The sequence below is a fragment of the Microbacterium xerophyticum genome (assembly GCF_053543555.1).
On the sequence record NZ_JBLVOB010000002.1, the window covers coordinates 43,478 to 45,852 of the forward strand.

General features: G+C 66.7%; 2 protein-coding genes. Both read right to left on the bottom strand.

Annotated elements, in window-relative coordinates; translation table 11 throughout:
* Positions 1–20: 20 nt before the first annotated feature.
* Positions 21–1,274 carry an ABC transporter substrate-binding protein gene (locus ACNPNP_RS00740; protein WP_448964157.1) on the bottom strand — a complete coding sequence of 418 codons (1,254 nt, stop codon included), beginning with the start codon at positions 1,272–1,274 and terminating at the stop codon, positions 21–23.
* A 131-nt stretch (positions 1,275–1,405) separates the two neighbouring features.
* Positions 1,406–2,335 (bottom strand): EamA family transporter RarD, encoded by a 930-nt coding sequence (gene rarD / locus ACNPNP_RS00745; RefSeq protein WP_448964158.1) that lies wholly within the window; start codon positions 2,333–2,335, stop codon positions 1,406–1,408.
* Between the last annotated feature and the right edge of the window lie 40 nt (positions 2,336–2,375).

The following is a 2,375-nucleotide window of genomic DNA, read 5'->3' on the forward strand; positions in this document are numbered from 1 at the left end:
CCCCCCCTTCTCAGTGCGTGTTACTTGATGCGCGCGTGGACGTTGTCGGCGTCGAACTCGTAGACGCCGATGGCGGCGCCCTCGGGGTCGTTGTCGTCGTTGAACGTGACCTCGCCGGAGTAGCCGTCGTAGTCGATCGTGCCACCACCGTTGATGATCTCGGCGCAGTCGGCGAAGCTGGTGCACTTCTCACCCTCACCGGAACCGCCGGAGACCTCCTGCATGGCGCCGGCGATGTCCTCGCCCTCGACCGACACGGCCTGCAGCGCCGCGAGGGCGATGAGGATCGTGGCGTCGTACGCCTCTGCCGAGTAGGTCAGCGCGTCGATCGGCTCGTTGCCCTCGGCCGTCCAGACCTCGTTCAGCTGGTCGATGAAGTCGTCGGGCAGCTCAGCGCCTGCGCGCGTGCCCTTCGAGCCCTCGAGGCTCACACCGAGGTCCGGCCAGTCCTTCAGGTTTCCGTCGACGAGGTACAGCGCACCCGTGTCGACGCCCGCGTTGCCGAGCAGCGGCGCGATCGTGGCGAACTGGTCGTACGACACGATGGCGACGGCATCCGGGTTCGCCGCGGCGATCGTCTGCACCTGGGCGTTGAACTGTCCGTCGCCCTGGTTGTACGACGCCTCGGCGACGACCTCGCCGCCGGTGCCCTCGAACGTCGCCTTGATGGCTTCGAAGAGGCCGGTGCCGTACGGGTCGTTCTGGTAGATGATGCCGAGCGTCTTGTGCCCGTCCTCTGCGACCTGGTTGCCCAGCACCTCGCCCTGGAGGTTGTCGCTCGGTGCGGTGCGGAAGTACAGCGGGTTGATGCCCGTGAAGTCCGCCGACGTGTTCGACGGCGAGACCGTGAGGATGCCGGATCCCGCGTTGCCGTCGAGGATGAGCTTGGTCACGCTCGAGGACGCTGCGCCGACCATCGCGGTGACGCCTGCGCTCTGCAGGTTGGTGATCGAGGTCTCGTACGCCTTGTTGTCGAGGTCGCCCTCATCCTCGGACGTGAGCTCGACGGTGATGCCGGCGCCCGCCTCGTTGATCTCGGACACGGCGAGCTGCACACCGGCCTCCATCGGCGCACCGAGGAAGGACAGCGAGCCTGTGGAGGGAAGCAGCGAGCCCAGCTGGAGCGTCAGATCGACGTCGGCCGGACGATCGCCGCCGCCCGTGTCTTCTGTGGACTCCGGGGCCGGCGTGCTGCAGCCCGTGATCACGAGCGCCGATGCGCCCACCAGCGCGATGCCGGCAAGCCACTTCGTACGCGTCTGCGTGCGGTTCATAATGCTCCTTTGCGACGACGGGCATGGCGATACATGCCCGGATGATCCCACCTTATGGCGAGCGCGCTTTTGCTGGGTATCGGTGCGCTAACGATCTTGTTTCGCGTTGAATACGCCGCTCAGGCGCGCGCTCACGCGACCGGTGCGACGCGGGTTCGTCTGCCTCGCCGACCCGCCCGCAGCAGGTCGATGACGAACACCGCGACCGCGATCCACACGATGATGAAACCGATCCATCGCTCAGGGGGCATGGGTTCGTGCAGCAGCAGCACGCCGGTGAGGAACTGCATGATCGGGGTGATGAACTGGATCATCCCGATCACCGTGAGATCGATGCGACGGGCGCCGGAGGCGAACAGCAGCAGCGGCACCGCTGTGGCGACGCCGGCGAGGAGCATGAGCACGGTGTGCCAGGTGCTCACGGTGCCGAAGGTGATGCCAGTGGTCTGCGCGACGATGACCAGCTGCACGATCGCGATCGGCATCAGCCAGAACGACTCGAGGGTGAGACCGCTCACGGCATCCACCGCGGGTCCGATCTTCTTCTTGATCAGCCCGTATGTGCCGAAGGACGCCGTCAGCAGCAGCGCGATCCATGGGAACGCGCGGTACGCCACGATGATGACGACCACCGCGACGAGCGCGATGCCGATGGCCACCCACTGCAGTGTGCGGATGCGTTCGCGCAGCACGAAGACGCCGAGCAGCACCGTGGTGATGGGGTTGATGAAGTAGCCCAGAGCTGTCTCTACGACGTGCCCGCTGAGGGTCCCGATCAGGAACACCTGCCAGTTGACGTAGATCAGCAGCCCGGCGAGCGCGGTCCACGCCAGCAGTCGCGGCTGCCGGATGATGGCGATGATGCGACGCCATCCGCGCGCGACGGTGAGCAGCAGCAGGCAGAACACGAGCGAGAAGACCACGCGCGCCGCGACGACCTCCCACGGCCCGGTCGGCACGAGCAGCAGGAAGTACAGCGGCAGGAGCCCCCAGATCAGGTAGGCGGCCACCGAGTACGCGGCTCCTGCTGCGCGGGTGCGGGGCGATGCTTCGAGGCTCACTGCTCCACCCTAGGACCGGCAGGGATGCGAAAAGGGCCGG